Annotated in this window: 6 protein-coding genes; 3 read left to right on the top strand and 3 right to left on the bottom strand. The window is 67.3% G+C overall.

What is annotated here, in order from left to right; genetic code table 11:
* The gene (locus tag GONAM_RS13995) at window positions 1-744 is read right to left on the bottom strand and encodes a hypothetical protein (RefSeq protein ID WP_006867407.1); all 744 of its coding nucleotides are present in this window, start codon (window positions 742-744) and stop codon (window positions 1-3) included.
* Between the two features lie 19 nt (window positions 745-763).
* Complete coding sequence (locus GONAM_RS14000) at window positions 764-2,368, bottom strand: peptide chain release factor 3 (RefSeq protein ID WP_006867408.1); 1,605 nt, start codon at window positions 2,366-2,368, stop codon at window positions 764-766.
* Between the two features lie 126 nt (window positions 2,369-2,494).
* Between GONAM_RS14000 and GONAM_RS14005 the strand changes: the two genes are divergently transcribed.
* The gene (locus GONAM_RS14005; protein WP_006867409.1) at window positions 2,495-3,379 is read left to right on the top strand and encodes a type IV toxin-antitoxin system AbiEi family antitoxin domain-containing protein; all 885 of its coding nucleotides are present in this window, start codon (window positions 2,495-2,497) and stop codon (window positions 3,377-3,379) included.
* 61 nt (window positions 3,380-3,440) lie between these two features.
* On the opposite strand, the gene GONAM_RS14010 is transcribed toward GONAM_RS14005, so the two are convergent.
* Complete coding sequence (locus GONAM_RS14010) at window positions 3,441-4,457, bottom strand: beta-ketoacyl-ACP synthase III (RefSeq protein WP_006867410.1); 1,017 nt, start codon at window positions 4,455-4,457, stop codon at window positions 3,441-3,443.
* Between the two features lie 205 nt (window positions 4,458-4,662).
* Here GONAM_RS14010 and GONAM_RS14015 point away from each other — a divergent pair, with 205 nt between their 5' ends.
* Window positions 4,663-5,739: a daunorubicin resistance protein DrrA family ABC transporter ATP-binding protein gene (locus tag GONAM_RS14015; RefSeq protein WP_006867411.1), complete on the top strand. Its 1,077-nt coding sequence runs from the start codon at window positions 4,663-4,665 to the stop codon at window positions 5,737-5,739.
* The gene (locus tag GONAM_RS14020; protein WP_006867412.1) at window positions 5,736-6,500 is read left to right on the top strand and encodes an ABC transporter permease; all 765 of its coding nucleotides are present in this window, start codon (window positions 5,736-5,738) and stop codon (window positions 6,498-6,500) included. The genes GONAM_RS14015 and GONAM_RS14020 overlap by 4 nt, the downstream gene beginning before the upstream one ends.
* The last annotated feature ends 130 nt before the right edge of the window (window positions 6,501-6,630 follow it).

Raw genomic sequence — 6,630 nt, forward strand, 5'->3', positions numbered from 1 at the left:
CTACGGCCTGAGCTGGAACCGTCCGGACAGCACGACGGTCGGCGGGGTGCCGGCGTCGGGCTTCGGGCTGGCCGACGACTCGTCGGCGTCGTAGGCCACGTCGTCGTTGGGTGCGAACGGATTCGCGTCGACGCGGGAGGCCTCCGGGCAGGTGAACGACCCGGCCGCGAGTTTGCCCGACATCCCGGTGATGCTGAGCTGGCACGCCGACGACTGGTGGTAGACACCGTCGATCGAGACGCCGATCTGCGCGTTGATCGGTTTGGTCAGCGGCCCCGCGGTGGGGCGCGGTCCGCCGCCGGCGGGTGGGACCGTGCCGCCGGTCAATTCGCTGATGGGGAACTCGATCTGGGCGCCGTCGGTCCCGATTCCCTTGAACACGAACAACAGTGAGTCCGGCGGGACGTCGGGCTGCTCGGGACCCCAGCGCTTGAACTCGTAACAACTGATCGCCTCGTCGGCGCTATTGCCGCTTCCGGTGGCCGGCGGCCCGCTCGTCGTGGCGGCCGGCTCGGTGATCGCGATCCGGAGGTCGCCGGAACGGAAGGTCAGGCCGTGCCCGCCGCGGTCGACCTTGCCCTGCGGCGGTTTCTCCGCGCATTTCGCCGGATCGATCGGGCGCGCGGTCGGCGTGGGGGCCGCGCTCGTCGACGTGGGAGCCGGTGCCGGGTTGCCGGCGCATCCCGACATCAGGAGCGTTGCCGCGGACACCACGGCGAGCGCGCCGACACCGGAGTTGCGCACGAGGGAACGCCTCATCGGCTCAATCCGCCGCGGCGACAAGGGGTTGCAGCGTCAGATCGGGGTGTTCCTTCTCGATGTACTGCAGGCGCCACTTGTCGCTGAAGAGGGCGAGGACCGCGCCGTCGGTGCGGGTGAACACCTCGACGCCGCGCTGCCGGTCGAGCTCGGGCGCGCTCTCGGCGTCGGTGCGTCGGGCGAGCGTGTAGCCGAGCGGTTCGATGATGGTGTCGACGTTGAACTCGGCCTTCATGCGGGCGGTGACGACCTCGAACTGCATCGGACCGACCGCGGCCAGCACCGGCGACATGTCGCCGCGGGTGTCGTTGCGCAGCACCTGCACCACACCCTCGCTGTCGAGCTGATCCATCGCCTTGCGGAACTGCTTGTACTTGTCGGCGGTGGTCGCACGCAGCGTCGAGAAGTGCTCGGGCGCGAACGACGGGATCGGCGGGAACTGCACCTTCGGGCCGTCGAAGAGGGTGTCGCCGGGGGCCAGTGCGGTCGCGTTCACGAGGCCGACGACGTCGCCCGGGTAGGCGGTGTCGACAGTGGAACGGTCCCGGCCGAAGACGGCCTGAGCGTACTTGGTGGCGAACGGTTTCCCGGTCTGCGCGTGGGTGACGACCATGCCGCGTTCGAACTCGCCGGACACGATCCGCATGTACGCCAAGCGATCTCGGTGGCTCGAGTCCATGCCGGCCTGCACCTTGAACACGACGGCGCTGAACGGGTCGGTGACCGGACGTTCGTTGCCCTCGATGTCGACGCGGCCGGCGGGCGGGGGAGCGAGCTCGACGAGCACCTCGAGCAGTTGCCGCACACCGAAGTTCAGCATCGCCGAGGCGAAGATCATCGGCGAGGTCTGGCCGGCGAGGAACATCTCCTGGTCGTGGTCCTGGCCCATCTCGGAGAGCAGTTCGCTCTCCTCGACGGCCGCGGTCCACTCGTCGCCCTCGCGTGCCGCCGCGTCGTCGGCGCTCATGATCTCTTCCGGGGCGATCTTGGCGCCGCCGGCGGTGCGGGTGAAGTGCACGTACTCGCCGGTGCGGCGGTCGAGCAGACCGCGGAAGTCGCCGGCGATGCCGACCGGGAAGAACAGCGGGGTCGGGGTGAGGCCGATGCGCTCGCTGATCTCGTCGATCAGTTCGAGCGGCGTCTGACCTGGGCGGTCCCACTTGTTGATGACCGTGATCACCGGGATGCCGCGATGGCGACACACCTGGAACAGCTTCAGGGTCTGCGGCTCGAGGCCTTTCGCCGCGTCGATGAGCATCACCGCGGCGTCGACCGCGGTCAGGACGCGGTAGGTGTCCTCGGAGAAGTCTGCGTGACCGGGGGTGTCGACCAGGTTGATGACGCTCGGGATGCCCGGCTCGCTGTGCTCGGCGAGATAGTTGAACTGCAGGGCGGTCGAGCTGACCGAGATGCCGCGGGCCTTCTCCATCTCCATCCAGTCGGAGACGGTGGACTTGCGTCCTGCCTTGCCGTGGATCGCACCCGCCTCGCTGATCATGCGCGCATGCAGCGCCAAGGCCTCGGTCATGGTCGACTTACCGGCGTCCGGATGGGAGATGATCGCGAAGGTACGTCGGCGCTTGACCTCGGTTGCGACGTCAGAACTCACGAGATTCGAGGCTACTCGGCTGGTGGGAGGGCTCCAAACTCACCATCAATGATGTTGCGGCAGTTGGTGCCGGTATACGGGACCAATTGCCGCAATCCCAGATTCTGGGAACCGATGTGAGGGTCGGTGCGTCCAATCGTCGTGCAGACGCCTTCCCGCCTCCGACGTCACGCGCTCGCCCGCGACGGCGTCGTGACGATCACCGAAGCCCTCGAGTTCGGGATGACGAAGTCGGGTGTCCATCGACGTGTGGACTCCGGGCTGTGGACACCTCAGTCGCGTGGGGTCTATACGCTCGCCGACCACCCGGTCACGGCCAGGACGCGTGCTCGGCTCGCGGTCGCCGAAGTCGGTCGCGGTGCCGCCCTGTCCGGTCTGGGCGCTGCATGGTGGCACGGGATCGTCGACGATCCACCGAAGAAGCTGACGGTGACCGCACCGCGGTCGAGGCACGCGAAGTCGGTCGACGGCGTTCGTATCCGGTATCGGAAGCTCGAGGACGCCGAGACGGTCACCCGGGATGATCTGCTGGTCACCTCGCTGCCGCTGTCTGTGCTGGAGGCCTCGGTCGAGAAGGACAGCACGGTCCTCGATGCCGCACTGTTGTTGCGCCGCGTGTCGATCGAGCAGTTGCGAACCGCAGCGAAGCGCCGTCGTAGGAGGGCCGATGCACCGGGTATCGCGTCTCTCATCGCCGGGGTCGAGGAGGGCGCTCGCTCTGAGGCCGAGCGCCTCGCAGTCGATCTGCTTCGACAGGGAGGGGTCGAGGGATTCGTGTCCAACCATCCCGTCGAGGGCTACTTCGTGGACGTCGCTTTCCCGGAGCAGATGCTCGCCGTCGAGATCGACGGGATGGCGTACCACCGCGACGCCGAGACGTTCCAGCGCGACCGGCGTCGTCGAAACGACCTGATCGCTCAGGGCTGGACGGTCTTGAACTTCACGTGGGCTGACCTCAGGGAACGTCCTGGGTACGTCGTCGACCGCGTCCGCCAGGCACTCGCCGCCTGAAACAGATGCGGCAGTTGGTCCCGGAATCCGGGACCAACTGCCGCAACTGGTAGGAGGTGTCTTACTCGAACGGCACCGGGGGAAGCTTGACGACCTGCGAGGCGTAGGAGAGTCCGGCACCGAAGCCGAGGAGGAGCGCGGTCTGGCCGGGCTGTGCCTTGCCGGTGGACAGCAGGTCCTCCATGGCGAGCGGGATCGAAGCGGCGGAGGTGTTGCCGGTGTACTCGATGTCGTTGGCGACGACGGCGTCGTCGCGCAGCTTCAGGTTCTTGGCAAGCAGTTCGTTGATGCGCGCGTTGGCCTGGTGGGGGACGAAGACGTCGAGGTCCTCGGAACCGATCTTGGCGGCCTCGAGGGCGCGGACGGCGACCTTGCCCATCTCGAAGGCGGCCCACCGGAACACCGCGGTGCCCTCCATGCGGAGGTAGGGACGCTGGACGCGGTCACCGTCGAGGAAGGTCACCCAGTCGAAGTCCTGGCGGATGGCGTTGAACTGCGAGCCGTCCGAACCCCAGACCACCGGGCCGAGTTCCTGTTCCTCGGTGGGTCCGACGACCACGGCACCGGCGCCGTCCCCGAAGATGAAGCAGTTGGTGCGGTCGGTCATGTCGAGGGCCACCGAGAGCTGCTCGGCGCCGATGACCAGCACATTGGTGGCGCTGCCGCCGCGGATCATGTCCGAGGCGAGGGCCATGCCGTAGCCGAAGCCGGCGCAGCCGACGGTGACGTCGAAGGCGGGAACGCCGTTGCAACCGAGCTCGGTGGCCACCTTGGTCGCGCCGGCCGGGGTCAGGAGCAGGTGCGTGTTGGTGGCGAGGATGACCGCGTCGATGTCGGAACCGTGCAGCAGGGCGTTGGCGATGGCCTTGCGTCCGGCGTTGACCGACATCTCCATGACGCTCTCGTCGCGGCGGGCGAAGCGGCGGGTCTTGATGCCGGTGCGGGTGTAGATCCACTCGTCGGAGGAATCGATGTGCTCGCAGATCTCGTCGTTGGTGACCACACGCTCGGGGCGATAGGCGCCGATCCCGAGCATGCCGATGTTGTTGATCCCTGAGGTGTCCGCGATGACTGCCATGGTCTTCCTTCCGAATATGTGACCCGACATATGACGGTACTCACCCGGCCACTTACTAGGAAGTACCGCATCCCCCTCGCACATCGTTACCGACCGATTTCGGTATCCGCCGCCGAAGCGGACCGAATGTGTCCTCTTTGCGATGAAAACTGGGCCCCAGATCGGTCGACACATCACGTCGGCGTCGAAAAGAAGGGGAGTCCGCATGATCCATGCTCGTGGTCTGGTCCAGGTGTTCACCACCGGGAAGGGAAAGAAGAAGCGCGAGGTGCGAGCCGTCGACGGCGTCGACCTCGACGTCGCCGAAGGGGAAGTGGTCGGCTTCCTCGGGCCCAACGGCGCCGGCAAGACGACGACGCTGAGGATGCTGACCACGCTGTTGCGGCCGACCGCGGGGACCGCGACGGTCAACGGGTTCGACGTCGTCGCCGATCCGGTGTCGGTGCGCCGCAGCATCGGTTACGTGTCCCAGGCCGGGGGCACGTTCAGCCAGGCCCAAGCCGGCGACGAGATCGTCGACCACGGGATGCTCTACGGACTGTCGCGGGCCGAGGCGACGCGTCGCGGGCAGGCGTTGTTCTCCGAACTGCAGCTCGACGGCCTGTGGGAACGCATGCCCAAGAACATGTCCGGGGGCCAGAAGCGGCGCCTCGACATCGTGATGGGACTGGTCCACCAACCGTCGCTGGTCTTCCTCGACGAGCCGACCACGGGCCTCGACCCGCAGGCCCGCGCCAACCTCTGGGAACACATCCGCCGGTTGCGGACCGAGCGCGGCGCGACGATCTTCCTCACGACGCACTATCTGGACGAGGCGGATGAACTCTCGGACCGGATTCTCATCATCGACAACGGGCGGATCGTCGCGGCGGACACCCCGGACAACCTCAAGGCGCAGGTCTCCGGCGATCTGGTGGCGCTCGAGGTCGCCGACGCCGCCGCGGTCACGACGGCCGCGGAGAAGCTCGCCTCGGTCAGCGGCGTCAACGGTGGTGGCCGGATCGAGGTGGACGGCCGCCACGTCCGGGGGCGGGTGCCGCGTGCCGGCCGGGCGGTGCCGGGACTCCTCCGCGACCTCGACGCCTCGGGTATCTCACTCGATTCGATCGAGGTCATCCGTCCGACGCTCGACGACGTCTTCCTCACCCTCACCGGCCGGTCCCTGCGCGACGCCGAAACCGAACGAGATCCTGGCGGGGACCCGACCGAGATCGAATCCGGCTTTGCCGCACCCACTTCCGACGAGTCTTCTCGACGCACCGAGCAGGAGGTCGCCCGATGAACAGCTTCTTCCGCGACAGCACCATCGTCTTCCGGCGTCAGATCCGGATGAACCTTCGCAATCCCGCCTGGGTACTGATCGGCGTCATGCAGCCGATCCTCTATCTGCTGCTGTTCGGGCCGCTGCTCAAACCGCTGGTCTCCCAATTCCCGGGTGGTGCGGACAACCCGTACACCTTCCTGGTGCCTGGCCTCCTCGTGCAGCTCGGGTTGTTCGGGGCGCTGTTCGCCGGCTTCAGCCTGATCGGCGAATGGCGGGAGGGGGTCATCGAGGCCGAGCGGGTCACCCCGGCGAGCCGGACGGCACTGCTCACCGGTCGCCTGATGCGCGACATGTTGCAGCTGCTGGTGCAGGCGTTGATCCTGGTGGCCCTCGGATTCGCCATGGGGATGCGCGGATCGATCGTCGGCGTGGTCCTCGGAATCGTCATCACACTGCTGATCGGCGGTGCGTGCGCCGCGGCGTCGAATGCGCTGGCACTGACCACGAAGAGCGAGGACGTGATGGCCCCGCTCATCAACATGGTGATGATGCCGGTGCTGTTGCTGTCGGGAATCCTGCTGCCCATGACACTCGGGCCGACGTGGCTGCAGGGGCTCAGCGACTTCATGCCGTTCCGCTGGATCGTCGACGCCGTGCGCGACACCTTCGGCGGCGACCTCGCCAGCGCTCAGGTCCTGTGGGGAGTGATCGCCGCACTCATCCTGGCCGCACTCGGAACCTGGTGGGGCACATCGGTGTTCCGCAAGGAGAACGCATAGCTTCTGGTGGTGCCTGAGGTGTGAGGAGCGATAGCGACGAGCCACGAAGGCCTGGTGAGATGACGTCGGCGGCCCTTCGTGGCTCGCTTCGCTCGCACCTCAGGGAGCGGGGGGGCGCTGGGCTCGCACC

Source organism: Gordonia namibiensis NBRC 108229 (genome assembly GCF_000298235.1).
Classification (GTDB): Bacteria; Actinomycetota; Actinomycetes; order Mycobacteriales; family Mycobacteriaceae; genus Gordonia; species Gordonia namibiensis.